28 protein-coding genes are annotated in these 25,145 nt (G+C 73.9%); 18 read left to right on the top strand and 10 right to left on the bottom strand.

Going from position 1 to position 25,145, the window contains the following annotated elements; translation table 11 throughout:
- The first annotated feature begins 101 nt into the window (after window positions 1–101).
- The 6 genes from BIU94_RS15415 (at window position 102) to BIU94_RS15440 (ending at window position 6,414) form a co-directional block, all read left to right on the top strand.
- Window positions 102–1,370, top strand: a complete 1,269-nt coding sequence (locus BIU94_RS15415) for an MFS transporter (RefSeq protein WP_071262698.1) — start codon at window positions 102–104, stop codon at window positions 1,368–1,370.
- 102 nt (window positions 1,371–1,472) lie between these two features.
- Window positions 1,473–2,147: a peroxiredoxin-like family protein gene (locus BIU94_RS15420; RefSeq protein ID WP_071263022.1), complete on the top strand. Its 675-nt coding sequence runs from the start codon at window positions 1,473–1,475 to the stop codon at window positions 2,145–2,147.
- A gap of 10 nt (window positions 2,148–2,157) precedes the next feature.
- On the top strand, window positions 2,158–3,432 hold the full coding sequence (locus tag BIU94_RS15425; protein ID WP_071262699.1) for a sensor histidine kinase: 1,275 nt from the start codon (window positions 2,158–2,160) through the stop codon (window positions 3,430–3,432).
- Entirely contained in the window at window positions 3,414–4,103 is a 690-nt protein-coding gene (locus BIU94_RS15430; RefSeq protein ID WP_071262700.1) for a response regulator transcription factor, read from the top strand. Before BIU94_RS15425 ends, BIU94_RS15430 begins: the two co-directional genes overlap by 19 nt.
- Window positions 4,104–4,459: 356 nt before the next feature.
- A complete protein-coding gene (locus BIU94_RS15435) occupies window positions 4,460–5,341 on the top strand; it encodes an ABC transporter ATP-binding protein (protein ID WP_071262701.1) in 882 nt (293 codons plus the stop codon).
- A complete protein-coding gene (locus BIU94_RS15440) occupies window positions 5,338–6,414 on the top strand; it encodes an ABC transporter permease (protein ID WP_071262702.1) in 1,077 nt (358 codons plus the stop codon). Before BIU94_RS15435 ends, BIU94_RS15440 begins: the two co-directional genes overlap by 4 nt.
- Window positions 6,415–6,507: 93 nt before the next feature.
- Here the strand turns inward: BIU94_RS15440 and BIU94_RS15445 are convergent, their stop codons facing one another.
- Window positions 6,508–7,539: a YeiH family protein gene (locus BIU94_RS15445; protein ID WP_071262703.1), complete on the bottom strand. Its 1,032-nt coding sequence runs from the start codon at window positions 7,537–7,539 to the stop codon at window positions 6,508–6,510.
- Window positions 7,540–7,596: 57 nt separating this feature from the next.
- Here BIU94_RS15445 and BIU94_RS15450 point away from each other — a divergent pair, with 57 nt between their 5' ends.
- Window positions 7,597–8,268: a hypothetical protein gene (locus tag BIU94_RS15450; RefSeq protein WP_071262704.1), complete on the top strand. Its 672-nt coding sequence runs from the start codon at window positions 7,597–7,599 to the stop codon at window positions 8,266–8,268.
- A 20-nt stretch (window positions 8,269–8,288) separates the two neighbouring features.
- Window positions 8,289–8,930 (top strand): hypothetical protein, encoded by a 642-nt coding sequence (locus BIU94_RS15455; RefSeq protein WP_139196421.1) that lies wholly within the window; start codon window positions 8,289–8,291, stop codon window positions 8,928–8,930.
- On the opposite strand, the gene BIU94_RS15460 is transcribed toward BIU94_RS15455, so the two are convergent.
- Window positions 8,924–9,526 (bottom strand): LppP/LprE family lipoprotein, encoded by a 603-nt coding sequence (locus BIU94_RS15460; protein ID WP_083404900.1) that lies wholly within the window; start codon window positions 9,524–9,526, stop codon window positions 8,924–8,926. The two genes, BIU94_RS15455 and BIU94_RS15460, sit on opposite strands and share 7 nt — an antisense overlap.
- An 89-nt stretch (window positions 9,527–9,615) precedes the next feature.
- Here BIU94_RS15460 and BIU94_RS15465 point away from each other — a divergent pair, with 89 nt between their 5' ends.
- The gene (locus BIU94_RS15465; RefSeq protein ID WP_071262707.1) at window positions 9,616–10,431 is read left to right on the top strand and encodes an alpha/beta hydrolase; all 816 of its coding nucleotides are present in this window, start codon (window positions 9,616–9,618) and stop codon (window positions 10,429–10,431) included.
- Window positions 10,432–10,576: 145 nt separating this feature from the next.
- A complete protein-coding gene (locus BIU94_RS15470; RefSeq protein ID WP_071262708.1) occupies window positions 10,577–10,939 on the top strand; it encodes a hypothetical protein in 363 nt (120 codons plus the stop codon).
- A 208-nt stretch (window positions 10,940–11,147) separates the two neighbouring features.
- Here BIU94_RS15470 and BIU94_RS15475 read toward each other — a convergent pair whose 3' ends face one another.
- Genes BIU94_RS15475 through BIU94_RS15485 form a run of 3 tightly spaced genes read right to left on the bottom strand, consistent with a single transcriptional unit; the run spans window position 11,148 to window position 13,967 of the window.
- Window positions 11,148–12,089, bottom strand: coding sequence for a 3-oxoacyl-ACP synthase III family protein (locus tag BIU94_RS15475; protein ID WP_071262709.1), 942 nt, complete (start codon window positions 12,087–12,089; stop codon window positions 11,148–11,150).
- The gene (locus tag BIU94_RS15480) at window positions 12,086–12,946 is read right to left on the bottom strand and encodes an MBL fold metallo-hydrolase (RefSeq protein WP_175472207.1); all 861 of its coding nucleotides are present in this window, start codon (window positions 12,944–12,946) and stop codon (window positions 12,086–12,088) included. Before BIU94_RS15480 ends, BIU94_RS15475 begins: the two co-directional genes overlap by 4 nt.
- A 37-nt stretch (window positions 12,947–12,983) precedes the next feature.
- Window positions 12,984–13,967, bottom strand: a complete 984-nt coding sequence (locus BIU94_RS15485) for an NAD(P)-dependent oxidoreductase (protein ID WP_071262711.1) — start codon at window positions 13,965–13,967, stop codon at window positions 12,984–12,986.
- A 57-nt stretch (window positions 13,968–14,024) separates the two neighbouring features.
- On the opposite strand from BIU94_RS15485, the gene BIU94_RS15490 reads away from it, so the two are divergent.
- On the top strand, window positions 14,025–15,275 hold the full coding sequence (locus BIU94_RS15490; RefSeq protein WP_071262712.1) for a glycosyltransferase: 1,251 nt from the start codon (window positions 14,025–14,027) through the stop codon (window positions 15,273–15,275).
- Here the strand turns inward: BIU94_RS15490 and BIU94_RS17905 are convergent.
- Window positions 15,247–15,417, bottom strand: a complete 171-nt coding sequence (locus tag BIU94_RS17905; RefSeq protein ID WP_175472206.1) for a hypothetical protein — start codon at window positions 15,415–15,417, stop codon at window positions 15,247–15,249. The genes BIU94_RS15490 and BIU94_RS17905 overlap by 29 nt on opposite strands.
- Before the next feature lie 180 nt (window positions 15,418–15,597).
- Between BIU94_RS17905 and BIU94_RS15495 the strand changes: the two genes are divergently transcribed.
- The 4 genes from BIU94_RS15495 (at window position 15,598) to BIU94_RS15510 (ending at window position 18,233) form a co-directional block, all read left to right on the top strand.
- The gene (locus tag BIU94_RS15495; RefSeq protein WP_071262713.1) at window positions 15,598–16,359 is read left to right on the top strand and encodes a LamB/YcsF family protein; all 762 of its coding nucleotides are present in this window, start codon (window positions 15,598–15,600) and stop codon (window positions 16,357–16,359) included.
- The gene (locus BIU94_RS15500; RefSeq protein WP_071262714.1) at window positions 16,356–16,985 is read left to right on the top strand and encodes an allophanate hydrolase subunit 1; all 630 of its coding nucleotides are present in this window, start codon (window positions 16,356–16,358) and stop codon (window positions 16,983–16,985) included. The genes BIU94_RS15495 and BIU94_RS15500 overlap by 4 nt, the downstream gene beginning before the upstream one ends.
- Window positions 16,982–17,866 carry a biotin-dependent carboxyltransferase family protein gene (locus BIU94_RS15505; RefSeq protein WP_071262715.1) on the top strand — a complete coding sequence of 295 codons (885 nt, stop codon included), beginning with the start codon at window positions 16,982–16,984 and terminating at the stop codon, window positions 17,864–17,866. Before BIU94_RS15500 ends, BIU94_RS15505 begins: the two co-directional genes overlap by 4 nt.
- A gap of 64 nt (window positions 17,867–17,930) precedes the next feature.
- Window positions 17,931–18,233, top strand: coding sequence for a putative quinol monooxygenase (locus BIU94_RS15510; protein WP_071262716.1), 303 nt, complete (start codon window positions 17,931–17,933; stop codon window positions 18,231–18,233).
- A gap of 39 nt (window positions 18,234–18,272) precedes the next feature.
- Here BIU94_RS15510 and BIU94_RS15515 read toward each other — a convergent pair whose 3' ends face one another.
- The 4 genes from BIU94_RS15515 to BIU94_RS15530 form a co-directional block, all read right to left on the bottom strand.
- Window positions 18,273–19,028: a glycoside hydrolase family 16 protein gene (locus BIU94_RS15515; protein ID WP_083404902.1), complete on the bottom strand. Its 756-nt coding sequence runs from the start codon at window positions 19,026–19,028 to the stop codon at window positions 18,273–18,275.
- Window positions 19,029–19,179: 151 nt separating this feature from the next.
- Window positions 19,180–20,241, bottom strand: coding sequence for a DUF2891 family protein (locus tag BIU94_RS15520; protein WP_254784828.1), 1,062 nt, complete (start codon window positions 20,239–20,241; stop codon window positions 19,180–19,182).
- Window positions 20,228–21,298 carry a DUF979 domain-containing protein gene (locus tag BIU94_RS15525; RefSeq protein WP_071262718.1) on the bottom strand — a complete coding sequence of 357 codons (1,071 nt, stop codon included), beginning with the start codon at window positions 21,296–21,298 and terminating at the stop codon, window positions 20,228–20,230. Before BIU94_RS15525 ends, BIU94_RS15520 begins: the two co-directional genes overlap by 14 nt.
- A complete protein-coding gene (locus BIU94_RS15530) occupies window positions 21,295–21,999 on the bottom strand; it encodes a DUF969 domain-containing protein (protein WP_071262719.1) in 705 nt (234 codons plus the stop codon). The genes BIU94_RS15525 and BIU94_RS15530 overlap by 4 nt, the downstream gene beginning before the upstream one ends.
- A gap of 117 nt (window positions 22,000–22,116) precedes the next feature.
- Here BIU94_RS15530 and BIU94_RS15535 point away from each other — a divergent pair, with 117 nt between their 5' ends.
- The 3 genes from BIU94_RS15535 to BIU94_RS15545 all read left to right on the top strand — a co-directional run bounded on the left by BIU94_RS15535 (window position 22,117) and on the right by BIU94_RS15545 (window position 25,114).
- Window positions 22,117–22,758 carry a GntR family transcriptional regulator gene (locus BIU94_RS15535; protein ID WP_071262720.1) on the top strand — a complete coding sequence of 214 codons (642 nt, stop codon included), beginning with the start codon at window positions 22,117–22,119 and terminating at the stop codon, window positions 22,756–22,758.
- 215 nt (window positions 22,759–22,973) lie between these two features.
- Window positions 22,974–24,191, top strand: a complete 1,218-nt coding sequence (locus BIU94_RS15540; RefSeq protein ID WP_071290561.1) for a glycoside hydrolase family 76 protein — start codon at window positions 22,974–22,976, stop codon at window positions 24,189–24,191.
- Window positions 24,188–25,114, top strand: a complete 927-nt coding sequence (locus tag BIU94_RS15545) for an ROK family protein (protein ID WP_083412438.1) — start codon at window positions 24,188–24,190, stop codon at window positions 25,112–25,114. Before BIU94_RS15540 ends, BIU94_RS15545 begins: the two co-directional genes overlap by 4 nt.
- Window positions 25,115–25,145: the final 31 nt, after the last annotated feature.

The raw sequence follows: 25,145 nt of genomic DNA on the forward strand, positions 1-25,145 counted from the left end.
GGCACCAGAGCCGGCTCCCCCTCACCGCGGACCACCGGTCCGCGCGCTTCCAGTACGCCCGCGCGGCACCGACGCCGCGCGACGACTCCGAGGGACCCACCGTGTTCTCCATCCGCGCCCGGCTCCGGGCCGCTTCGTCCTCGCTCGCCGAGCACCGCTCCGTCACCGCTGCCGTCCTCGTCGACACCGTCGGTGCCGGCCTCACGCTGCCGCTGACGATCGTCTACTTCACCCTGACCACCGACTTGTCGCTCGGCGTGATCGGCGCCCTGTCGACCGTCGCGTCGCTGCTCGCACTGCCGGTCGGCCTGCTCGGCGGCGTGCTCACCGACCGCTTCGGTGCGCGCGCGTCGATGGTCACGAACAACCTGCTCTCCGCCGCCGGCTTCGCCCTGTACCTGGTCGCCCACGAACCGGTCACCGTGCTCGCGGCGGTGTTCCTGGCGACCGCGTCGGAGCGCCTCTACTGGACGGCGTGGACCGCCTACGTGCACGACCTGGCGGCGGGGCGACCGTTCGAGCGGTGGTTCGCGTTCCTCGAGGCGACGAAGGCCGCGGCGCTCGGGGCCGGCGCCGTCGTCGCCGCGGTCGTCCTCGCCGGGGGCGGCTCCGACGGACTGCGGTGGCTCGTCGTCGCGAACGTCGTGTCGAGCGTCGTCGCCGCGGTCGTGTTCGCCACCCAGCGCACCGGGAGCGCACGACCGCCCGTGACTGCCGCCCGCGACCTGTCGGAGGGCCGTGCGGGTTCCCTGCGGGCGTTCGCCACGGACCGGTCGATGCGGCTCGTGACGCTCGGCCAGTTCCTGCTCGGACCGGCGATGGTGCTGCCGAACGTCGCGCTGAGCGTGCTGTTCGTCGAGCGGTGGCACCTGCCCGCCGCGGTCGCACCCGTGCAGTTCGCGATCGCCACCGGCCTCGCGGCCCTCCTGCAGACCTCCGTCACCCGGTGGGTCGCCGGGTGCGACCGCGGCGTCCTCGTGGCCGTCGGTGCCGGTCTCACCGCCCTGACGACGGTGCCGCTCATCGTGCTCCCGCCGCTCGCCGGCACCGGGGCGTGGTCGTACGTGGTCGCCGTGGGGGTGGTCCTCGCGGTGGCGGACATGGTCGCGATGCCGGCGTCGAACGCCGTGATGGCCGAGGCCCCGCACCCACGGGTCCGCGGGCGGGCGATCGGCGTCTTCCAGACCGCGGGCTCGGTCGGCATGGCGCTCTTCCCGCTCAGCCTCGGACTGCTCGACTCCGACGCCCCGTGGCTGCTGTGGCTGCTGACGGCGGTCGTCTTCTCGGGCGCCGCGTGGGCGTGGAGGGCTGCTGTCGCGGGCCTGCCGGAGCGGGTCCGGACCGCGACGGCGCAGGATGCCGAGAGCTGACCACGTGTGACGATCCGTGACGCTCCGGGCACCGGAACGGCGCACTCCGTGCCTACGCTCCTGCGGACGGCGACCCCGCCGACCACGACCACGGAGGACCCGATGCCCCAGGACACCATCGCTCGCCGCGTCGACGAGTTCAACACCGGCTTCACCGCGCAGATCGGCCCCGAGCTGAGCGGTGTCTTCGACCGCGAGCAGGCGGACCTGCGCGCCGCCGGTCTGCCCGACACGGTGCTCGGGACCGGCGACGCCGTGCCCGACGCGCCCCTGCTCGACGCGACCGGCGGCGACACGACGCTGCGCGAGGTCCGCGGTGACGCGCCGACGGTCCTCGTGTTCTACCGCGGGGCCTGGTGCCCGTACTGCAACCTCACGCTCCGCACCTACAAGCAGGAACTGCTGCCGGCGTTGCAGGAGCGGGGTGTGCGGCTCGTCGCGGTGTCGCCGCAGACGCCGGAGGGCACCGAGCAGGCGATCGCGAACGGCGAGCTCGCGTTCCCGGTGCTGTCCGACCCGGAGAACGTCCTCGCCGGACGGTTCGGGGTCGTCACGGCACCGAACGCCGAGGCCCGCGCAGCCCACACGCAGCTCGGCTTCGACGTCGCGGACAGCAACGCCGACGGCACCGCGGCGATCCCGTTCCCGTCGGTCTTCGTCATCGACGAGGACGGCACGGTCCGGTTCGCCGACGTGCACGTCGACTACACGACGCGGACCGAGGTGGCGACCGTGCTCGAGGCCGTCGACGCCCTGCGGGTGGACACGACCCGGTAGCGTCTCCTGCATGGGGGCGACGGGGGAATGGTCACGACTGCCGGTGGGACGGCGCGAGTACCGGCAGGACGCCGTGCTCGCCGCCGTGCTCGCCGGCGGGCTCGTCGTCACGACGTTCCTGTACAGCTCGGCCGGCACCTACGGTGACGACCAGGCCGCGTGGTGGGTCTCCGGGCTGATGATCGTCGCGAACGCGGCGCCCGTCGCGTTCCGTCGGCGCTTCCCGATGACGGTGGTGCTCGTGGCAGGCGTCGCGTTCGCCGCGACGCAGCTGTTGCACGTGCCCGAGGTCCTCCTCATCAACTTCACGCTCTTCATCCCCCTGTACACGGTGGGGGCGTGGTGCTCCGACCGGCTCCGGGCCGAGGTCGTCCGGTGGGTCGTCATCGGCGGCATGTTCGCCTGGCTGTTCATCGCGATCTCGTTCGGCTGGGCGTCGCCGAACGCACTGCCGAACGACACGGAGTCGCCGGTGGCGCCCTACGTCGCGATCTCGCTCGTGAACATCCTCATCAACGTCATCTACTTCGGGGCCGCCTGGTACGCCGGCAACCGGGCCTGGGCCGCGGCCGTCGCGCGGCACGAGCTCGACGAGCGCACCGGCGAACTCGCCGCCGAGCGGGAGCGGTCGGCGGCACAGGCCGTCACGATCGAGCGGGTCCGCATCGCGCGCGAGCTGCACGACGTCGTCGCGCACCACGTCGCGCTCATGGGCGTGCAGGCCGGAGCCGCGCGCCGGGTCATCGACCGGGACCCGGTGCAGGCGACGGTGTCGCTCGGCGTCGTCGAGGAGAGCGCCCGCACCGCGGTGGAGGAACTCCGGCGGATGCTCGGCACGTTGCGCTCCGAGGACCACGACACCGGGGCCGCGACGGACGTCGCCGACGCCCCGAGCACCGAGGGCATCGCCCGGATCGCCGCGCTGGCGGAGTCGGCGCGTGCCGCCGGCCACCCGGCGGAGTACGTCGTCGTCGGCGTGGAACGGCCGGTGCCGCCGACCGTGGCGGCGGTGGCGTACCGGATCGCGCAGGAGGCCGTGACGAACGTCCTCAAGCACGCCGGGCCGACCGCCCGTGCGGACGTCCGGCTGCGCTACCTCGACGACGGCGTCGAGGTCGAGGTGGCCGACGACGGCCACGGCGCCCGTGCCGCGCGGAGCACCGCCGGCAGCCGACTCGGACACGTCGGGATGCGTGAACGCGTCGCGGCCGTGGACGGTCGGATCGAGATCGGGCCCCGTGCCCGCGGAGGCTACCTGGTGCGCGCATGGCTCCCGACGACCTGACGATCGTGCTGGCCGACGACCAGGAGCTCGTCCGGGCCGGCTTCCGCGTGATCCTGGAGTCCGAACCGGGCTTCCGCGTGGTCGGCGAAGCCGGCGACGGTGCACAGGCCGTCGAAGCGGTCCGCGCGCTGCGCCCCGACGTGGTCTGCCTGGACGTGCAGATGCCCGGGGTGGACGGCCTCGAGGCCGCTCGGCGGATCGCGACGCTGCCGGATCCCCCCGCCGTGCTCGTGCTCACCACGTTCGACAGCGACGACGCGCTCTTCCAGGCGCTCGAGGCCGGGGCGAGCGGCTTCCTGTTGAAGAACGCCTCCCCCGAACGGCTGATCGACGCCGTGCGCACCGTCGCCGGCGGGGACGCCCTGCTGGCCCCCGACGTCACGCGACGGGTGATCAGCCGGGCGACCGCGGCGCACGCCGTCCCCCGGGCCGCACCGCCCGCGCCGGCGCCGGCGCCGACGATCGTGCTCGCCGAGGTCGGGCTCACCGAGCGCGAGTGCGAGGTGCTGCGCCTGCTCGCCCGGGGCCTGAGCAACGCCGAGATCGCCGCCGAGCTGTACGTCGGCGACGCCACCGTGAAGACCCACGTCTCGAACGTGCTGCAGAAGCTCGGGCTCCGGGACCGCATCCAGGCGGTCGTGTGGGCGTTCGAGCACGGCGTCGCCCGCTGACCGCGGTCCGGTGCGCGCGCATGCACCGACGGGACACGTGACGGTCGACGCGTGCATCGTCGCAACGTGCACACGCACCGGGTGCATGCGCATCGTTCGACAGGACGCGTGACGATCGACGCGTGCATCGTCGCAACATGCGCACGCACCGGCGCCGCACCGCCGCACCGCACCGCCGCCCGCGCCGCCGCCCCGCCGCCCGCGGCCCGCCGCCCCGCCCTCCCCCGCGCGACGGAGCAGACGGAGCAGGCGCCGCACCGATCCCCGCCCCGGGTGGGAGGCGTCGGGCACACCCCGCGCAATAGCGTCGGACGCAGCGACGACGACCGTCGCGGACAGTGCCACGAAGGGACGACATGCTCACCATCGACGGGGTGACCAAGCAGTTCGGCGACCGCCGGGTGCTCGACGACGTCGGGTTCACGGTCGGCAGCGGCCGGCTCACCGGGTTCGTCGGCGGCAACGGCGCCGGCAAGACGACCACCATGCGGATCATGCTCGGGGTGCTCCGGGCCGACGCCGGAACGGTGTCGATCGACGGCACCGAGGTCGGACCGGCGGACCGGCGCCGCTTCGGCTACATGCCCGAGGAACGCGGCTTGTACCCGAAGATGCCGGTGGCCGAGCAGGTCGCGTACATGGCCCGGCTGCACGGGGTCGACAAGCGCACGGCGACCTCGCGCACGAGTGGCCTGCTCGAACGCCTCGAACTGACCGCGCACGCCACCGACCCCGTCGAGAAGCTGTCGCTCGGCAACCAGCAGCGCGTGCAGATCGCGGCCGCGCTGGCGCACGACCCCGAGGTGCTCGTGCTCGACGAGCCGTTCTCCGGCCTCGACCCGATGGCCGTGGACACGGTGCTCGGCGTGCTGCGCGAGACCGCGGCGCGCGGGGTCCCGGTCCTGTTCTCGAGCCACCAGCTCGACGTGGTCGAGCGGCTCTGCGACGACGTCGTCGTGATCGCCGGCGGCACCATCCGCGCCGCCGGGCCGCAGGAGGAGCTCCGGAAGCAGGCCGGCCCCGCCGCGTGGGAGCTGCTGGTCGACGGCGACGTCGCCTGGCTCCGCGACGAGCCGGGGGTGGCCGTCCGGGAGTTCGACGGCGGCTACGCGGTCTTCGAGGCCGACGCCGCGACCGCCCAGCGCGTCCTGCAGCGTGCCGTGCAGCACGGCACCGTCGGGTCGTTCGCGCCGCGGGTGCCGCGGCTCAGCGAGGTCTTCCGGGAGGTCGTGCGGTGAACAGCTCCTTCGTGCAGGCCGTGCGCCTCGTCGCCGGACGCGAGATCCAGGCGCGCATCCGCAGCAAGGCCTTCGTGGTGTCGGCGCTCATCCTCATCGGCATGGTCGTGGCCTCGATCGTCGTCGGTGGGATCGTGGGCAAGGCCACCGCCGACGACACGACCCCGGTCGCCGTCGTCGACGGTGTCTCGCTGCCCTCGACGAGCGGACTCGACGTCACCGACGCGGCCTCCGTCGACGCGGCCGAACGACTCGTGCGGGACGGCGACGTCGACGCGGCGATCGTGCCGTCCGACGACCCGCTCGGCTACACGGTCGTCGGGCTCGACGACGCACCGTCCGAGGTCGTCTCGGCGCTGAGCGTCTCGCCCCGGATCGAACTGCTCGACCCGGACGCCCTGCCCGGCGGTCTGGTGTACCTCATCGCCATCGCGTTCGGGGTCGTCTACTTCGCCTCGGCCGTGACGTTCGGCCAGTCGATCGCGCAGAGCGTCGTCGAGGAGAAGTCGACACGGGTGGTCGAGATCCTCATGTCCGCGATCCCGGCCAGGGCGCTGCTCGCGGGCAAGGTGCTCGGCAACAGCGTCATGGCGTTCGCCCAGATCGTCGCGGTGGCCGTCGCCGCGATCGTCGCACTGGCCCTGACCGGGCAGGACAACGTGTTCGCGATGCTCGGCCCGAGCATCCTGTGGTTCGTCGGGTTCTTCGCCGTCGGGTTCGTGCTCATCGCGTCGCTGTTCGCGGCGGCCGCGGTGCTCGTCTCCCGCCAGGAGGACGTGGGCAGCGTCACCACCCCGGTGATGATGCTCGTGATGATCCCGTACTTCCTCATCATCGTCGCGTACGACAACCCGCTCGTGCTCGGGATCATGTCGTACGTGCCCTTCAGCGCCGCGATCGGGATGCCGATGCGGATCTTCCTCGGCTCGGCCGCGTGGTGGGAGCCGGTCCTGGCGCTCCTGGTCGTCGTCGCGTCGGTCGTCGTCGTGGTCGCCGTCGGCGCCCGGGTCTACGAGAACGCGCTGCTGCGCAACGGCAGCCGCGTGAAGCTGTCGGAGGCGCTGCGCGGCTGACGGACAGGAGGCCCGGATCACGTGAGCGGGTCGGCTCACGTGATCCGGGCCTCCCGTCGCGGCGGCGGCCCGTCCGGACCGGACCGGACCAGGTCAGAGCAGGCCGAAGGCGGCCTGCATCCCCAGGCTCGTGCCCGCGACCAGGACCCAGAGCGCGATGCCGAGCAGCATCGGACGGAAGCCCGCGCGCCGCAGGGCCGCGAAGTCCGTCGAGCAGCCGATCGCGGCGAGCGCCACCGTGACGAGGAACGACGCGACCGTCGCGAACCCCGGGGCCGCCGCCTCGGGCAGGACCCCGACGGTCCGGAGCAGCACCACCACGAGGAACCCGACGAGGAACCACGGCACCAACCGGAGCACGCGGAACCCGCGACCCGGCCCCGGGGCGGGGGCGGGCTGCTCGCGGGAGGCGCGGCGGGCCTCCAGTCCGGCCAGCCCGATGACGATCGGGATGATCATGAGCGTGCGCACCAGCTTCACGACGACCGCGGTGTCGGTCGCCTGGCGGCCGTAGACGGTCGCGGTGGCGACGACCGACGACGTGTCGTTGACGGCGGTGCCGGCGAAGACGCCGAAGGCGTGCTGGCCCAGGCCGAGCGCGTGCCCGAGCAGCGGGAACGCGAAGACCGCCGCGATGTTGCAGAGGAAGATCGTCGACATGGCGTAGGCGACGTCGGCGCTGACGGCACCGATGACGGGGGTGACGGCGGCGATCGCCGACGCACCGCAGATGCCCGTGCCGACGCCGATCAGGGTCCGGAGGGCGCTCGACACCCGCAGCGCCCTGCCGATCCCCCACGCTGCGACCAGGCAGACGACGAGCGTCGCGAGCATCACCGGCAGGGTCTCGCCGCCGATGCGCAGGACCTCGCCGATCGACAGCTGCGCGCCGAGCAGCACGACCGCGGCCTGCAGGACCCGGCTCGACGAGAACTTCACGCCGGGTGCCAGTGCGGCGAGCGTGCCTCCGGTGCGACGACGGACGAGCCAACCGACCACGGCGCCGATGACCACGGCGGGGACGGGCCCGCCGACGACGGGGAGTTCGCGACCGACCAGGGTGGCGACGATGCCGATCGCGACGGCGAGGGCGACACCCGGGACGGCGGTGCGGGCGGACTGCATGCGTCCAGCATCTCGCGCCCGCGGACACCCTGCTGCTCCGACGGGCAGGATGGGTCCGTGCAGTACGCGGGGGAACGGTGGGTGCAGCGGCTCCGCGACGGGGTGCCTCCGAAGCGGTGGCCGTTCCTGGTCGGGCTGGTCGTCGTCACGCTGGTCGGCGCTATCGGCCTGTGGCTGACGGTCCTGCACCTCGACGACATCGTGCGATCGGAGGCCCGACGGCCGTGGTCCGGGCCGCTGCTGTCGGCCCTCCTGTTCGCGTTCGGGCCGGTCGCCGCGGCGCTCTCGTGGCTGCGCGGACGGCGCGACCGACGGGTCCTGGCCCGGATCCGCGCCCACGGTACGGCTCCGGCGTTCCACCTGCCCGTGCTGCAGTCCGCACTGCACGCCCTCGACGATCCGCCGGAGATGTGGACCGTCGACCGTGCCGGCCTGCACGCCTGGTCGCCGGAGCGGCCCGACCCGGTGTTCGACCTCGTGTGGGACGACGTCGCGTCGATCGACCTGGCGTCGCAGGACGTCCGCGGGCAACGGGCGGACGTCGGGATCCTGGTCGGTCGGGTCGCGGGCAGCGCCCTCGTGCTGCGACCGCGGCCCACGATCGGGCGCCCGTTCGGCGCGAGCGCGACGAAGCTCCACATCACGATGGAGGTGCTGCGGTCGCTGCAGCGCGAGCTCGGGTCGCACCGGGGCACCGCCCACCCCGGTCGGACGACGGCGGACCGGTGACGCCGACGGACGAAGCGTGGGTGCAGCGGTTGCGCGACGGGACCGTGCCGCGGCGGGGCCCGGAGCTGCTGGCGGCGGTGGTCACCATGGCGGTGGGTGTCGCCGCATCCGTCGCCGAGTTCGCGTTCCCCGACTTCCTGCGGAGCATCGACACCGTAAGGATGCAGAGGACGCTCTTCCTCGTCCCGCTGCTGGTCGCCGCGTCCGGGATCGTGCTGGCCGGGTCGACGCTGTCGTCCGGCCGGTCCGACCGGCGCACGCTGGCGCGCATCCGGGCGGGCAGGGCCCAGCGGTTCCACCTGCCCGTGCTGGCGTCGGGGCTGCGGACCACCGACGACCTCGCCGGACCCCGACCGGCGATCTGGACCGTCGACGAGTCCGGCCTGCACGCGTGGGCGCCGTCGCGGGACACCCCGGTCCTCGACCTGCCGTGGGCCCGCGTCCGGCGGTTCGCCGTCGCGACGAAGGCCGTCCGCAGGCAGCGCGTCGCGTTCGGGATCTGGATCACGACGACCGACGGCTCGGACGTCGTCGTGCAGCCGCGAACCGCACTCGGCCGGGGGTTCGAGGCCGGTCCGGTGGAGCTCGACACCCTCGTGCGGGTCCTGCGGTCGCTGCAGCGCGAGCTCGGGTCGGACCGCGGTGCGGCCGACCGTCACTGAACCGGCGGGGTGTCGCCCGTCATGTCCACGCGGCCGGTGTCCGCGTTCCAGGTGAAGGTCGCGGTGGTGCGGCCGGACGGCGACGCGTTCGGCTCGCCGGCCTTCGGGTAGCGGTACGTCACGACGATCGTCTCGTCGCTGCGGCGCTCGACGGCCGGTTCGAAGGCGTACTGCTCCGCCGTCGCGGTGCCGAGGTACCGGCCCTGGTGGAAGAGCAGGATCGCGTACGGCGACCCGGCGGTGCCGCCCCGGAGGGTCACCACGGACCAGGACAGCGCGGCGCAGGCGTCGTACCCGGAGGTGTCGGCGTTCGCACCGTCCCACCGGAACCCGTCCAGCCCGGCGGGCAGCGGCAGCGAGGCGACGGCGTCCGACACGGCCGCCGCACCGTCGGCGGGGCCGCACGTCGGGGTCGGGGTCGTCGCCGGGCTGTCCGTCGGCGTCGGGGTCGACGCCGGGGTCGACGGGTCGTCGGTCGGTGCGGCGGTGACGGTCTCGGTCACGGTCGGGGTGGCGGCGTCGCCGCCGTCTCCCCCGCCCTCGCCGCCGGAGCAGCCGGTGAGCAGGGCGACCAGGACGGCACCGGTCAGGATCACGGACGTTCTCGAGGTCAGCACTCCTCCCACGGTGCCAGGGACCGCCCTCCGATGCCCGGACGTGCTGCCACACTGGTGGTGTGCGGGGGATGCAGCCGGGGGCGATCGTGGTCGAGGACGACCGGGTCGACGGACCCCACGGGCCGGTGCCGATCCGGCACCACCGCCCGGTCGGCGCGTCCGTCGACGGTCGCCCGACCCTGGTCTGGCTGCACGGCGGCGGCTTCTTCCGCGGCGACCTCGAGCTCCCCGAGTCCGACGCCGTCGCACGCGACCTCGCGGCACGCGGCACACCGGTCGTGACCGTCGACTACCGCCTCGGGCCGCTGCCCGGGCTGCCCTGGGTCGGCCGGGGCGGACCCCGTGGCCGCCGCCGCGCGCCGCACGCCCGCGACGAGGTCGCCGCCGTGCTCCGCAGCCTGCACGACGAGGCGCCGTCGGGACTCGTGCTCGGCGGCGCGAGTGCCGGGGCGTGCCTCGCGGCGGCGACGGTGGCGGTCGCTCCCGCGCTGGTCGGCGTCGTGCTCGCCTACGGGTTCTTCCACCCGACGATCCCCCGCGACCCCGCCGTCCAGCGACTCGTCCGCGGGCACCGCCGCGTCACGCACGCGCCGTTCCTGCTCGACCGGAGCAGCCGGGCGTACGCGGGACCCGGGGCGGGCTCCACGTTCCCGGCGCCCGAGCACCGCGGCGCCTTCCCACGCACGCTGTTCGTCGACGCCGAGCGGGACGTCATGCGGGCCTCCGGCGAGCGCTTCGCGACGGACCTCGCTGCAGCGGGTGTGGACGTCGAACGGCACGTCCTCACCGGCAGTCGGCACGCGTTCCTGAACCGGCCGGGCACCCCCGACTCGACCGCAGCGCTCGACCTGGTCGCGGCGTGGCTCGGCCGGTCCGTCCGCTGAGCGCTGCCCGGGTGCGAACGACGGACATCCGGCGGACGGTCCGGCCGCCCCGGACGTACCCTGGGACCGGAAGCGACGGCGGTTCCTGTTCCCCGCGCCGCGCTCCCTGCCGTGACGCTCAACCATCGTGACGAAGAGTTCCCCCGTGACCGAACACCTCATCGAGTACGTCGCCCGTGACCGGACGGGCATCACCGCCGTCGTGACGACCACCGGCGTCATCGACGTCGACGTCGTGATCGAGAACATCCGGTCCGGGCACTCGGGGTACTTCGTGGCAGCCGACTCGTGGAAGCGCGCGCCGGTCCGGAGCATGTCCTTCATCGGCGGGACGTACCTGTTCGCGAACTGGGACGGTTCGAAGCGGAACATGCTGCACGACCTGGCGTTCCGCACGCCGACCCGGACCGTCCAGACCCCGCCGGCCCGCGAGTCCTGGTTCGCGCGGCTCGTCGCGGTGCTGTCGGGGCGCCGGGCACTCCCCGACGGACGGCACCTGCAGCACTGACCGGGCCGCGGGTCGGGTCCGACCGGTCCGTGCGGTCGGCGCGCGCCGTCGGGCTGCGCGGCCCGCGCGGTCGGCACGCGGCGTCGGGCTGCGCGACTCGCGCGGTCGGCACGCGCCGTCGGGCTCCGCAACCCGCGCGGTCGGCCCGCGCCGTCGGGCGGCGCGGCCCGCGCGGTCGGGCTGCGCGGCCCGCGCGGTCGGCGCGTGCTCAGAGCCGCAGTGCCAGCGCGTTCGCCGTGAGTCCCGCCGCGGTCCCGCACAGCAGCACCGTGTCGCCGGGGCCGAGACGACCGTCCTCCAGGCACTTCGCGAGCGTGTACGGCACCGAGGACGACACCATGTTGCCGTACTCGGCGACGGCGTCGACGTAGCTGTCCCGCGGGAACCCGATGCGCCGCATCGCGATGCCGAGCGCCCCGCTCGCCTGGTGCGGCACGACGAGGTCGACGTCGTCGAGGCCGAGCCCGGCGCGCTCGAAGAACCGGTCGAAGAACCCGGGCAGGACCTTGAGCATCCCCATGAGCGCCCGACGGCCGTGCATGTCGAAGCGGTAGTCGGCGGGGTCGCCGTCGGCGTAGTCCTGGGCAGGGTACCGCGACAGACCGCCCCGCAGCTCGGTGTCGTGCGCGTGCTCGGGCCAGGTCTGCTGCAGGCTCGACAGCACGCCCTGCTCGCCGGTGCCCCGCTCGAGCACGACCGCGGCGGCCGCGTCCGAGAACAGCTCGTACGACTCGCGCTGCTCCGGGTCGAGGAACCGTGAGCCGACGTCCCCCGAGACGACCAGGATGCGCTCGTACTCGCCGTCGGCCAGGTACCGCGAGGCGATGTCGACGGCGGTGATGAAGCTCGTGCAGGTGGAGTTCACGTCGAACGCCGCCGCGCGGGCGCCGGGCGTGACGCGTTCCATGACGAGCGACGCCGTGCACGGGATCGGCTGCACCCCGGCCGCACACGCCGCGATGACGCAGTCGACGTCGTCGGGGGTCAGCCCGGCACGTCGGATGGCGTCCTCGGCGGCGGCCGACAGCATGTCGAGCTGCGAGACGTCGTCGGCGATGCGGTGGCGCGTGGCGGTGCCGGAACGCGACTCGAACGTGACGACCCGGTCCGGCAGGTACGTGCCCCAACCGCTGATCCGGCAACTCCTCATGATGGTCCCCCTTCGTCGGTGCTCCGGTGCGCGTCCGCGCGGCCGGGTTCGTGGTCGTCCCCGGCCGGCAGGTCCGCACCGGTGCGGTGCTGGTCGACACCGACCTGATCGACACCGAGCTGATCGAGACCGAGCAGGTCGACGTCGGTGCGGTGGTGGTCGTGGCTGAAGAGCAGCCGCACCCCGGAGCGTTCGGCGTCGAGCAGCTGCGCGGCCGTCGTGCGTTGCGCCGGGTGGTCGTCCGCGACGGCGCGCGGCACGGGTCGGATGCGGTGTTCCTGGCCGAGCAGGTCGCGGCCCCAGGCGGCGTCCGCGGCGAGGAGCACGCGGCCCTCGATGACCGCCCCGAGGTGACCGGGCGCGTGGCCCGGCAGGTCGACCAGTCGGTACGAGCCGTCGCCGAACAGGTCGGCGGTGCGCAGCCCGCCGGGTCCGGTGCCCTGGCCGAAGGCGTCGTCCGGCACCACCAGGAGCCGTCGGTCCAGGTCGTCGGGCAGCAGCCCCGCCAGGACGCCGTCGCGGAGTCGCGGTGCGGCCAGGGTCCGGCGCACCGGTTCCGACACGACGACGGCGGCCGAGGGGAACGCGGACAGGCCGCCGACGTGGTCCGGGTGCAGGTGGGACAGCACCACGTGCGTCACCGTGCCGGGGTCGGACACCTGCGCACCGGCCGACGCCCCGGCCGGCACGTGCGGGGGCAGCAGGAGCCGGTAGGCGGCGCCCGCCGGGCCGGTCCGCCACGGCAGCGGCGCGTACCCGGTGTCGAACAGCACCCGCCGGTCGCCGTCCTCGTACAGGAACACGTTCGCCGGGAAGACGCGGCGCTCACGGGCGGCACCACGCAGGAGCTGGTGCACGCCGTGGACGGTCGACCCGCAGGCGAACGCGCGGAGGCTACCCACCGGCGCTCCCCGGGGTCGTCGCCGTGCGGCCAATCGACGCGTAGCTGGCCAGGGCGGCGTCGAGGCCGACGGTCGGCTCGTAGCCCAGGACCTCGCGCGCCCGGGTGATGTCGAGCGTCTGCGAGTGCGTGATCGTCGAGACGGTGTAGCGCGTCACCGGGGGTTCGGGCCGCCCGGGCAGCACACCGCAGACCGCCTCGAGCAGGCCCGCCGCGCGGTACACGGCCCCGGCCGGCAGCGATCGGTGCCGCAGCGGCAGCCCGAGCCCGGTGAGCAGCTGGTCGAGCAGCGCGACGAACGGCCGCGGATCCCCGTTCGTCACGTTGAACGCGAGCCCGGCGGCGTCGGGCACCCCGATGGCCAGGCGCACGGCGAGCGCGACGTTCTCGACGGCGGTCAGGTCGACGAGGCCCCGGCCGCCGCGCAGCAGCGGCACCCCGACGCGCTCGTGCACGCGCAGCAGGCGGGGCACCAGTCCCGGGTCGCCGGCCCCGATGATGCCGCGGGGGCGGAGCACCACGACCTCGACGTCCCGTGCCGCGCGGAGCAGCGACTCGGCGTGCAGCTTCGACCGGATGTAGTGGTTCATCGGCCGGCTCGGGTCGACCTCGTGCTCGCGGATGCCGAGGCGGTCCCGCGGCGCGGCGTAGACGCCGGGCGAGGAGACGTGCACGATGCGGCGCGCGCCGACCCGTCGCGCGTACTGCAGCACCCGCGCGGTCCCGGTGACGTTCGCGTGCTCGAACTCGGACCACCGACCCCACGGCGACGAGAGCGCCGCGCAGTGCACGACGACGTCGGCGGGGACGGACGAGCGGCCGAGGTCGTCGAGGTCCCCGACGAACACCGGCCCGTCGGGCAGCGCGTCCGCACGCCGACCGGCCGCGGTCACCCGGTGTCCGTGCGCCCGCAGGTCCCGCACGACGTGGCCGCCGAGGAACCCGGTGGCGCCCGTGACGAGCACGTTCTCCCCCATCCTCCGATCCTAGGGTGCTCGCTGCCCGCCCCCGGGCCGCCGTCTAGGCTCGTCCACGTGCGGATCGCTCTCGTCACCGACTACTACCTGCCGACGCTCGGCGGCGTCCAGACCGCGGTGCGCGCGCTCGCAGAGACGCTCACCACCGACGGACACGAGGTGACGGTGTTCTGCCCGCTCACCACGCCGTCGACGGACCCCGGTGTCGTGGGGCTGCCGGTCTCCCCCGTCTTCCGCCCGGACGGCTACCCCTTCGCGTGGTCGCCGCGGCGGCTCCGCCGGCTGCTCCGCCAGGAGTTCGCCGACCGTGGCATCGAGGTCGTGCACACCCACTCCGAGATGTTCGCAGCGCTCGGCGGTGTCCGGGCCGCCCACGACCTGGGGCTGCCGATCGTGCACACCATGCACGGGCGGATCGACGTCTACACGCGGAACGTGCTGCCGCTCCCCGCGGTCACCACCGTCCTGCTCGCCGCCCTGCACGGCCGACAGATCAGCCACGACGGCATCCGGGTGGCCGGCGACCGCCCGTACACGAGGACACGCACCGGCCGGCGGATGTGGCGCGTCATGCTCGCGCAGTCCCGGGCGTCCACGCACGTCGTCGTGCCGTCCGGGCACTTCGCGCAGAAGCTCGTCGACCAGGGCGTCCGCACGCCGGTGACGGTGCTCACCAACGGCATCGAGACGAGCGTGCTCGACGCGATCGGCACGGTGCCGGCGCGGACCCTGCGCGCCGACGAACCCCTGCGGATCCTCTGGGTCGGCAGGCTGTCACCGGAGAAACGTCCGGACGTGCTCGTCCGGGCGGCGCACGCGTTCCCGCCGGGGGTGCAGGTCGATGTGCACGGCGACGGGGTGGCCCGCGCCGACGTCGCCCGCGCCGCCGAGGGCGCTCCGGTGACCCTGCACGGCTCGACACCGCACGACGGGGTGCTCGACGCCATGCGGTCGGCGCACCTGCTCGTGTCGAGCTCGTTCGACTTCGACAACCAGCCGATGGTGATGCTCGAGGCGATCGCGACCGGGCTGCCGGTGCTCTACTGCGACCCCGACCTGGCCGAGGTCGTGCCGGAGGGCGGCGGCTTCCTCGCCCCGACCCCGGACGCAGCCGGCCTCGCCGCCGTGGTCGGTCGGCTCCGCGCCGATCCGGATGCGGTGACCCGCGCGAGCGAGGCGGTGCTCGCCGACCGCGGTCGCGTCGCGCAGCCCACCGCGGCCCTGGTCGACGTGTACGAGCAGGCCGTGGCGGCTGCGCGCGACGAGGGGGCGTCGCCGCCTACTGGTCGCCGTCCTCTTCCTGGTTGAAGTGCGAGTCGTCGCCCGTGTGGCTGGCGGCCAGGCCGTCGGGGTCGTTCGGGATGGTGTTGTCGTCGCCGAGGCCGCCCGGCTTCTCGGTGCCCTCCGGGTCGTTCTTCGGGGCGTCGTGGGTGCTGGCGTTGTCGCTCATGGGCTGCTCCAGTGCAGGGTCGGTCCGGGGGCGCTGCCACCGGCGGTGCTGAGGTCTCGGACAGTACGGCCCGTGCCTCGGAATCCGCCGACGACGGCGCCGCGGGGCTGCGCTGCCGGGTGACACCGACCGCGCCGTTCGGTAGATTGTTCAACAACTCCGGCGACGACAGGGGACCTCGTGACGACGATCGACCTGAACAGCGACCTCGGTGAGGGCTACGGCGCCTGGACCACGGCCGACGACACCGCGATGCTCGACGTGGTGTCGAGCGCGAACGTCGCCTGCGGTGCCCACGCGGGTGATCCGGTGATCATGCTCGCCACGGCGCGCGCCGCCGCCGAGCGCGGGGTCGCCGTCGGCGCCCACGTCGCCTACCGCGACCTCGCGGGCTTCGGCCGCCGTCCGGTCCACGTCACGCCCGACGAACTCCACGCCGACGTCGTGCACCAGATCGGCGCACTCGCCGCCGCGGCACGGGTCGCCGGCACGGCCGTCACCTACGTCAAGCCGCACGGCGCGCTGTACAACACCGCGTGCGCCGACCCGGTGCAGGCCGAGGCCGTGGTCCGGGCGGTCGCCGACGTCGACGGGTCCCTCGCGGTGCTCGCGCTGCCGGGGTCCGAGCTGCTGCTCGCCGCCGAGCGCCACGGGCTCCGCGCGGTGAGCGAGGTCTTCGCCGACCGCGCCTACGAACCCGACGGTTCGCTCGTGTCCCGGAGTCGACCCGGCGCGGTGCTGCACGACCCGGACGAGGTCGCGGCGCGTGTGCTCCGCATGGCCACCGACGGGGTCGCGACCGCGGTCGACGGCTCCGACGTCCCGGTCCGCGCCGACTCGGTGTGCGTGCACGGCGACTCCCCCGGCGCGGTCGCGATGGCCCGGGCCGTCCGCGCGCTCCTCACCGAGCACGGCATCCGGATCACCCCGTTCGCGCGATGACCGCCCCCGACCTCCGGACCGCGGGACGGACCGCGCTCCTCGCGACGTTCGACTCCCTGCCCGACGTCGTCGCGTTCCGCACGGGGCTGGCAGCGGTCCCGGTCCCCGGTCTGACCGAGGTCGTGTCCGGCGCCCGGACGCTGCTGCTCCGGTTCGACCCCGCCACGACCGACGCAGCCCGCCTGCGGGCCGACCTGCAGCGGGTCGCCCCGGTCGCCGCCGCGACCGCGGTCGACGGCGCCCCGCTCGTCGTCCCGGTGGTCTACGACGGCGAGGACCTCGACGCCGTCACCGACCTGACCGGTATGTCCCCCGACGAGCTGGTCGCCTGGCACACCGGCCAGGTCTGGACGAGCGCGTTCTGCGGTTTCGCCCCCGGGTTCAGCTACCTGACCGGCTCGGAGCCCCCACTCGACCTCCCCCGCCGTCCCGCCTCCCGCACCGCCGTGCCGAGCGGGTCGGTGGCGCTGGCCGGTGAGTTCAGCGCCGTCTACCCGCGGGTCTCGCCCGGTGGCTGGCAGCTGATCGGACGCACCACGGTGCCGATGTGGTCCCTCGACCGCGATCCGCCGGCCCTCGCGCCGGCCGGCACACGGGTCCGCTTCGTCGACGCGGGTCGGGCATGAGCGCCCTCACCGTCACGCACGTCGGCTACGGCGTGACCACCCAGGACCTCGGCCGGCCCGGCTTCAGCGACATGGGGCTCGGCGCGGCGGGCGCCGCCGACCGCGGGTCCGCAGCGCTCGCGAACCGGCTGGTCGGCAACCGTCCCGACGCGGCCGTCCTGGAGGCCCTGCTCGGCTCGGTCGCGCTCCGTGCGGACGCGTACGTGGTCGCCGCCACCACCGGCGCGGCCTGCCCCGTCGAGGTCGAGCGCGCGGACGGCGGCGTCCGGGGCGCGGCGTCGCACGAGGTCCTGCTCCTGGCGCCCGGTGACACCCTGCGCATCGGCACCGCGACGGTCGGGCTGCGCGCCTACGTCGCGGTGCTCGGCGGCGTCGCGGTCGACCCGGTGCTCGGCAGCCGGTCGTGGGACTCCCTCGCCCGGCTCGGCCCACCACCCCTGGCCGTCGGGGACGTGCTGCCGGTCGGTGACGCGCGGGTGTCGTGGCCGAACGTCGACGCCGTACCGCAGCCCCCGGAGGACCTCCCGGGCGGACACGTCCTGCTCGACGTGGTGCCGGGCCCGCGTGCCGACTGGTTCACCGCCGGGTGGCGGAGGACGCTGACCGGGCAGGACCACCACGTGACCCCGGACAGCGACCGCGTGGGGGTGCGAACCACCGCCGACCGGCCGCTCGAGCGCGCGGTCACCGGGGAGCTCCCGAGCGAGGGCGTCGAGACCGGGTCACTCCAGGTGCCGCCGGAGGGCCACCCCGTCCTCTTCCTCGCCGACCACCCGGTCACCGGTGGCTACCCGGTGGTGGCGGTGCTGACGCCGACCGCCGTCGACCGCGCCGCGCAGCTGCGCCCGGGCGACCGGCTGCGGTTCCGGGTCGTCGAGTAGGCCGGGCCGGAACAACCACGCGGTGTCGGGAGTTGTCTCGGACATCCCCGACGAAAGGCACCACATGTCGATCACCGTCCTGCTCGAGGTCCGGTTCCAGGCCGAGGCCGCCGCCGATGCCGTCGAGTCCGCCGTCCGGCAGACCCTCGCCCAGACGGCGTCGTTCCCGGGCAACGAGTCGCTCGAGGTCCTGGTGGACGACGACGACCCGACCCGCATGGTCGTCGTCGAGTCCTGGACCACCGCGGCTGACCACGACGCCTACGTCGCCTGGCGCGCCACCCCCGAGGGATCGGCTGCCATCGGACCGCTGCTCGCCGAGGCACCCGTCACCCGCACCTTCGGCCGCACGGTCCCGCTCGACTGACCGGACGGCCGCCGAGCGGGACCGACGCCCCGGGCCGGTTCAGCCGGTGTACCGGTACGTGCTCACCCAGTCGATGTCGAGGTGCCCCGCCGCACCCCAGTTCCCGACCTGGAACATGTACCGGTGCGCCGTCGTGGGCACGTTCGACGTGACCGTCGTGACGACCTTGCCGTCGAGGAGGTACCGCACCGACCTGCCGGGGATCCACTCGACCGAGTAGACGTGCCAGCTGCGCCAGGTCACCCCGGTGCTCATGCTCGTCGCGTTCGCTTCCTGTCCGGGGGTCATCGAGTGTTGGTGCAGCATCGGCGACCCCTCGAAGTTGCTCTCCGGGTAGTCGATCTCACCGTCCGACCAGACGTCGGACGACGGCCACAGCATGAACGCGGCGCCGTTCCCCGTGCCGCCGGTGGCCTTGGCACGGACGGTGAACTTCCCGCCGACGTGCGACCAGGCCCCGGACGGTGTGCCGAACGTGCCGGCCGCTCCGTGACGCCCGTCGAGCGCGACGTCCATGAAGCCGTCGTGGGCGCTGACCTGCGACCCGGCCCAGTACATGCCGCCGGTGCCGTCCGGGTAGGGCTGCCACGCCTTCGCGTACCTCGACGCGAATGGGCCGTTCGCGGCTGCGGCGGTGCTGAAGTCCTCGACGAAGGTCTGCCGGAACTTCCCGACGTCGCCGACCGGGGCGGTGACCCCCGCGTAGGCGACGCTCCCCGTCCCCATCGACGCCACGACGGTGGCGCCGACGACCGCGGCGACGAGAGCGGTTCTCCTGATCCTGTGGTGGTGCATGTGTGCGTCACTCCCTGATGTGTGACCGATGACGCCCGCTGGCCCGGGCGTCCGCCGGATCTCGGCTCGGCGTCGAGGCTAGGTGTCTTCGACAACACATGCAGGGGGTTGACAGGGCACCGGTCAGGAGGCGACCATGCGCCCGCGCGGATCAGCGCGCAGCGTCCTCGCGGGCCTCCATCGCGTCCCAGGCGAAGCTGGCGAGCCAGTGCGTCGAGTAGTACTCCTCGCCGACGCTCGCCGCGAGCCCGGAGGCCAGCAGCCGGTCGGCCGCGTCGTCGAGCAGCCCCGCGATCCCCGCGCCCGCCCCGGCCGATCCGTCGGCGCGCAGGGCGTCCGCGATCCGGCGTGCCGCACCGGCACGGGACAGGTCGAGGCCGAACAGGTGGACCTGCTGCGGGTCGTTCTCGTCGCGGACCACCGTCGACCGCAGGATCGCGTCGTCCGGCTGCACCTCGGCGAAGAACGTCTGCGCCCAGGTCGCGAACTCGTCGGCCGGCAGGACCGCGCGCACCAGGTCGGCCTCGGCGAGCCCGGCCGACAGGAAGTCGTGACCGCTGCGCTCCCACGCGAAGGGCCATCCGGCGTCGTCGCCGAACCACTCGCGCGTGGCACGCTCGACCGTCGCGGCGAGTGCGTCCCGGCCGAGCGACCGGGCGGCCTCGAGCACGAGCAGCAGCCCGAACGCCGAGTTCGAGTGCACGCCGTGCCGGACCGGGTGGGCGGCACCGTCGACCCACCGGGTGACGAGGTCCTCGAGCACGTCGACGACGGGTGCGAAGCCGGGCGCGAGCTGCCGGATCGCGGGCACCTCGGACGCCGAGACCTCTGCGGCGAGCCGGGCGAGCCAGGCCCAGCCGTAGGGGCGCTCGTAGTGCGGTGTCCCACGCAGGTAGGCCGCCTCGGTCGCGAGGTGATCCGTCGTGAGGTGCGCCTGCAAGATCGAGGTGAGTCGGGCCTCCAGACCGTCCGACAGGCCGTGCGCCACCAGGCGCGTGGCGAGCCAGTGCATGTGCACGGACGAGTGCCAGTCGTAGGACGTCGCGAAGGCCGGGTGGAGCTCGACGGGCAGGGCACGGTCGTCCGGACCGGACGTGGTGTGGTGCGCCGCGTACGGGTACTCGCGGGTGGTGTTCTCGGCGGCGACGGCCGCGAAGCGGTCGGCCCACGCGGCCCGGGTCAGGTCGATCGGGGTGGCATCAGAACGCGACAAGGTACATGACTCCCATGTTGACGACGAGCAGGACGGCGGCGGTCGGGATCTGCGCCTTGATCGGGCCGTACTTGTCCCGCATCTCGAGCAGTGCGGCCGGCACCAGGTTGAAGTTGGCGGCCATCGGCGTGACCAGGGTGCCGCAGAACCCGGCGAGCATGCCGATGGCGAAGATCGCGGCGGGGTTGCCGTCGAAGCCCTGCACCAGGACGGGCCAGCCGATCGCCGCGGTCATGATCGGGAAGGCGGCGAACGCGTTGCCCATGATGATCGTGAAGAGCGCCATGCCGAGGCAGTAGACCACCACGGCGGCGAGCAGCGAGCCCTCCGGCAGGACGGACTTGATGATCGTACCGACGGCGTCGCCGACCCCGGCCTGGGTGAAGACGATGCCGAGCGTCGACAGCATCTGCGGCATTAGCGCCGCCCAGCCGATCGCCTGCAGCAGGCGGCCGCCTTCGCGGATCGGGGTGGCGATGCGCGGCGGGCGCAGGACGAACACCGCGACGACCACGGCCAGGACCGAGCCGATGCCCAGGCCGGTCAGGGTCGCGCTGCCCTCGGCGAGCAGGGGATCGCCGCCGATCCGGACCAGCGGGCCGAGCGTCGCCACGAGGACGGCGACCACGGGCACGACCAGCGCCGGGATGAAGAGCCTGTTGCCGAAGCGGGTCGCGAACGCCGCACGCTCGTCGGGGCTGGTGGTGGCGAGGACGCTCGTGCTGGAGGACGGCTTCGTCGCGACGCCCGTCGGTTCGGCCGGCCCCGTCTCGGCGCCCGTGCCGGCTCCGGGGATGCTCGCGACCCGGGTGCGGCTGGTGGTCCCGGTGAACCCGAGACCGGCGAGGGCGACCATCACGAGGACGGCGATGCCGAGCACCCACGAGGGCGCGGTCTTCGCGGCGACGAAGGTGCCGTAGAAGAAGGACAGGCCGAGGATGCCCCAGAACGCCGCGTTGCCGAGGCGCTTCGCGTGCGCGGTGTCCGTGACGATGAGGACCGCGACGGCGATGAAGAACGCGCCGATGAGCCAGTAGAGCCATTCGCTGGTGATCACGCCGGGACCTCCGTGCCGGGGGCGATCGACACGTCGGCCGCCATCTTGTCGAGCCGTCGGTCGAGCAGCAGCAGCCGGGTGCCGTGCACGAGCAGGGCGGCGATGCCGGTCGGGATGGCCCAGAGTGCGAGGTCGATGGGTTCGAGCGCGAGCCCGTACGTCGAGTCGACGAAGGTCGTGATGAGCAGGATCGATCCGACCGCGACGAAGACGTCCTCGCCGAAGAAGACCCCGACGGTGTCGGACGACGCCGAGTAGCCCTTGATCTTCTCGCGCATGCGCTCGTCGATCCGGCCGTACTTCTTGAGCGCCGCGCCCTCGGCCATCGGGTGCACGAGCGGGCGGACGGTCTGCGCCGGGCCGCCGATGCTGGTCAGGCCGACCGCTGCCGTGACCTGCCGGATGGCGAGGTACCCGGCGAGCAGGCGCCCCGTGGTCAGCTTGTCGAGCTTCGCGATGAGGCGCTTCGCCTGGTCCTGCAGGCCGTAGCGCTCGATCAGGCCGATGACCGGCAGGACGAGCGCGAAGGTCGTGACCGAGCGACTGGACGCGAAGCCGTCGCCGAAGGCGGTGAGGATGCCGACGGGACCGATCCCGCCGATGGCCGCGGTGACGATGCCCGCGACGGTCACGACGAGGAGCGCGTTGACGCGCAACGCGAACCCGACGATGACGACGGCGACGCCGATGAGGACGAACATGCGGGCCAGTCTGGACTGCATTGTTCAACAATCGCAAGAGGGCGTTCTGCTCTGTAACACGACGGTCACACAGCACGCCCCCGCGTGCCCGTGCCGGATCGTGTCAGGATCGACGGCATGACCCGAACCGTCGGCGGCGCCGAGTCCTCCGCGGCGCGACTGCGCACGATGATCGCGGACGGGGAGTTCGCCCCCGGGGCCCAACTGTCCGAGGAACGGCTGAGCGACCAGCTCGGCGTCTCGCGCAACACCCTGCGCGAGGCCTTCCGGCTGCTCGCGCGGGACCGGCTCGTCGAGCACGTGTTCAACCGCGGGGTGTTCGTCCGCCGGCTGTCCACCGCCGACGTCGTCGACCTGTACGCCGCGCGGCGCGTGCTCGAGCAGGCGGCCGTCCACGCGTGCGACCCGTCGGCTCCGGCGCTGGCCGACGCCGCCGCCGCGGTGGCCGAGGCGCGCGCCGCCGCTGCCGCCGGGGACTGGCGTGCGGTCGGCACGGCGGACATCCGGTTCCACGCCGCGCTCGTGCGGGCCGTGCCGAGCGAGCGCCTATGGGGTCTGATGGACGGACTGCTCGCCGAGATGCGGCTGGCGTTCCTGACGACGGACGACCCGGCGTCCTTCCACGCGGGCTTCGTCGAGCGGAACGAGGCGATCGTCGACGCGCTGCGCGCCGGCGACCGCCCGGGCGCGTCCGCGCTGCTCGAGCACTACCTCGACGACGCCGAGCGTGCGCTGCGGTCAGCCACGACGGCGGGGTGACGGGGACGGGCACGGGCACGGGCACGGGTACGGGTACGGGTACGGGTACGGGTACGGGCACGGGTACGGGCACGGGAGGTCGACGCGGGACGACAGGATCGATGTCGTCCGACGTCGATGGTGTCCGCCCCGACCCCCGGGCGGGCGCCGATCCGGCCTTGTCGTCTTCGTGCCCGCCGCGTATGGTAACGATACCAACGGGAAGGAGAGCAACGATGCTCAGCTCGACACGAAGCACCGCCGTCCGCGGGGTGCGGGTCACGGCCGCCGCGATCGTCCTCGGCGTCGCCGCCGTCGGCGTCCCCCAGGCTGCGGACGCCGCTGCCGCACCACCGGACGCCGTCTGGCAGCAGCGCGCGAGCGCCACCTACGACGCCATGCAGGACGCCCTGTACACCGGCTCCGCAGGTCACGGGCTGTACCGGGAGAACACCGACACGAGCACCGGCAACCCGTACTCGTTCCTCTGGGAGTACCGCGAGGCCACGCAGGCGGCGCTCGACCTGCAGGGCATCGACGGTGCCGGCGCCGCCTACGCGCACTCCGCCGCTGCGCGGGTGGACGGCTTCGAGCGGTACCACGCGGTCGCTCCGGGAGGACGACCCGGCTACGAGTCCTACCTGCCCGCACCGCTCGGCACCGGCGGCGACGTCTACTACGACGACAACGCGGTCGTCGGTCTCTCCTTCGTCAGCCAGTACCAGGCCACCGACGACCCGGCGTACCTCGACCGCGCCGAAGCCGCCTTCGACGTCGCCGCGCGCAGCTGGAACACCGACGCGACGCTGCCCTGTCCGGGCGGCTCCGACTGGATCGACCGACCGGACAACACGGTCCGCGCCGCGAACGTCACCGGGCTCACGGCGCAGCTCGCCGCGCACCTGTACGACGAGACCGGCGAGGCGTCCTACCTGCGCACGAGCACGAAGCTGTACCAGTGGAACAACCGCTGCCTGCGCGAGTCCGCTGGCCTGTACCGGAACAGCATCGGCCCCGACGGCACCGTCGACCCGACGCTGTGGACCTACAACTCCGGCGCGATGATCGGGACGGCCACGATCCTGTACCGCGCCACCGACGACCCGAAGTACCTGCGCCAGGCAGCCGCGGCCGCCAAGGCGTCGCTGCGCTACTGGACGGCCGAGGGTCGCCTGCAGCAGCAGCCCGCGGTGTTCAACGCGTTCTACGTCAAGGACCTGCTGCTGCTCGACTCCGTGCAGCACGACCCCGCGTACCGCGCCGCTGCCGAGCAGTGGGCGACGGCGACCTGGCGTGACAACCGCGACCCGGCGACCGGGCTGTTCCACTTCCAGCCGAGCGGCGGTGGCGACCCGGACTGGTCGCGCCCCGCCGCGACGCTCGACCAGGCAGCGATGATCCAGGTCTTCGCCGTCCTCGCGTGGTCGCCCGACCGGCTCGGCGAGGTCAGTTGACCACCGCACTCCCGACCGGGGCTCCCGTCGGCGTCATGGACGTCGGCGGGAGCCACGTCACGGCCGCGCTCGTCGACCCGGCGGCGGTGGGCGCGGTCGACCGCGAGGCCGGCTCGGCGATCGACCCGCACGCGCCGCTCGGCGTCCTGCTCGACCAACTCGTCGGCCCTGCCCGGTCCCTGCTCTCGGCGGATCCACCGCGAGGATGGGCCGTCGCGATGCCCGGACCGTTCGACTACGCCGCGGGCACCGGCACGTTCGCCGGGGTGGACAAGTTCCACTCCCTGGCAGGCGTCGACCTACGACGGGCCTTCGCCGAGCGCCTCGACGTGGAACCGGAGGACGTCCGCTTCTGCAACGACGCCGTCGCGTACGGCATCGGCGAGTGGGCCGCCGGGTCCGGCGCACGGGCACAGCGCATGGTCTGCATCACCCTCGGCACCGGCGTCGGCTCGGCCTTCCTGGCCGACGGCGTCGAGGTGAGCACCGGCGACCTGGTGCCGGAGGAGGGCGAGGTGCACCGCCTGACGATCGACGGACGCCCGCTCGAGGCGACCTTCTCCTCCCCCGCCCTCCGTCACGCCTACCGCGCGGCAGCGGGCGGTGACCGCACCGTCGAGGAGATCTGCGCCCTCGCGCGACAGGGCGACCGGCTCGCCGCCGAGGTCGTCGACCGCGCGGCACGTGCCCTCGGCACCGCGCTGCGGCCGTGGGTCGAGCGGTTCGCCGCGGACCGTGTGGTCGTCGGCGGGTCGGTCGCCCGGTCGTGGGACGTCGTCGGCGGCCCGCTCCGCGACACGATCGCGCCGGACTTCCCCACGGACGACGGCGGCCCGGTGCTGGCGGCCGCGCTCGGCACGAGGGCCCCACTGGCCGGAGCCGCCGTCACCTGGAGCCGTGTCGCCGGGCACGACGACCGCTGATCCGCGGTCCGGCCCCACGGTCCGGCCCCGC

The organism is Curtobacterium sp. MMLR14_006, assembly GCF_001864985.1.
Lineage (GTDB): Bacteria > Actinomycetota > Actinomycetes > Actinomycetales > Microbacteriaceae > Curtobacterium.

Coding starts and splice junctions, on each gene's coding strand:
- BIU94_RS17905 (WP_175472206.1), bottom strand. CDS start 15,417: ATGAGCGACAACGCCAGCACCCACGACGCCCCGAAGAACGACCCGGAG.
- BIU94_RS15445 (WP_071262703.1), bottom strand. CDS start 7,539: ATGCAGTCCGCCCGCACCGCCGTCCCGGGTGTCGCCCTCGCCGTCGCG.
- BIU94_RS15430 (WP_071262700.1), top strand. CDS start 3,414: ATGGCTCCCGACGACCTGACGATCGTGCTGGCCGACGACCAGGAGCTC.
- BIU94_RS15420 (WP_071263022.1), top strand. CDS start 1,473: ATGCCCCAGGACACCATCGCTCGCCGCGTCGACGAGTTCAACACCGGC.
- BIU94_RS15515 (WP_083404902.1), bottom strand. CDS start 19,028: ATGCACCACCACAGGATCAGGAGAACCGCTCTCGTCGCCGCGGTCGTC.
- BIU94_RS15540 (WP_071290561.1), top strand. CDS start 22,974: ATGCTCAGCTCGACACGAAGCACCGCCGTCCGCGGGGTGCGGGTCACG.
- BIU94_RS15475 (WP_071262709.1), bottom strand. CDS start 12,089: ATGAGGAGTTGCCGGATCAGCGGTTGGGGCACGTACCTGCCGGACCGG.
- BIU94_RS15435 (WP_071262701.1), top strand. CDS start 4,460: ATGCTCACCATCGACGGGGTGACCAAGCAGTTCGGCGACCGCCGGGTG.
- BIU94_RS15500 (WP_071262714.1), top strand. CDS start 16,356: ATGACCGCCCCCGACCTCCGGACCGCGGGACGGACCGCGCTCCTCGCG.
- BIU94_RS15505 (WP_071262715.1), top strand. CDS start 16,982: ATGAGCGCCCTCACCGTCACGCACGTCGGCTACGGCGTGACCACCCAG.
- BIU94_RS15485 (WP_071262711.1), bottom strand. CDS start 13,967: ATGGGGGAGAACGTGCTCGTCACGGGCGCCACCGGGTTCCTCGGCGGC.
- BIU94_RS15535 (WP_071262720.1), top strand. CDS start 22,117: ATGACCCGAACCGTCGGCGGCGCCGAGTCCTCCGCGGCGCGACTGCGC.
- BIU94_RS15510 (WP_071262716.1), top strand. CDS start 17,931: ATGTCGATCACCGTCCTGCTCGAGGTCCGGTTCCAGGCCGAGGCCGCC.
- BIU94_RS15530 (WP_071262719.1), bottom strand. CDS start 21,999: ATGTTCGTCCTCATCGGCGTCGCCGTCGTCATCGTCGGGTTCGCGTTG.
- BIU94_RS15425 (WP_071262699.1), top strand. CDS start 2,158: ATGGGGGCGACGGGGGAATGGTCACGACTGCCGGTGGGACGGCGCGAG.
- BIU94_RS15465 (WP_071262707.1), top strand. CDS start 9,616: ATGCAGCCGGGGGCGATCGTGGTCGAGGACGACCGGGTCGACGGACCC.